The following is a 330-nucleotide window of genomic DNA, read 5'->3' on the forward strand; positions in this document are numbered from 1 at the left end:
CCGGCCGCGTAGACGCGCTCGCGGCCGGCTGGCAGTGCCGCCCACGCGTTACACGTCTACGCGTCACGCATGCAGCAGGCGCGCCGCTTCGCGCTGTTCGATCGCGACCGCGCGGCGGAAGGCGTCGCGGTCCTCGGCGCGCGCGACGTAGTCGCCGAGCACGCCTTCGTGCGGCAGCAGATGCGCGTCGAATGCGATCTTCAGCGTGCTGGCGAGCAGCAGGTCGGCCGCGGTGAAGCGGTCGCCGACGAGCCACGGACTATGGGCGAGCGCTTGCGCGAGTGCGCGCTGCACGCGTGTGATGTTGCCCCAGCCGAACGCGACCGGATT

General features: G+C 71.8%; 1 protein-coding gene. It reads right to left on the bottom strand.

Features of this window, described 5'->3' with window-relative positions; translation table 11 throughout:
- Positions 1–63 precede the first annotated feature (63 nt).
- On the bottom strand, positions 64–330 hold a 267-nt coding region (locus G3O06_RS48725; RefSeq protein WP_241020641.1), incomplete at its 5' end, for a glutathione binding-like protein.

It is taken from the genome of Burkholderia sp. Ac-20345, assembly GCF_017104825.1.
GTDB lineage: Bacteria > Pseudomonadota > Gammaproteobacteria > Burkholderiales > Burkholderiaceae > Burkholderia > Burkholderia lata_B.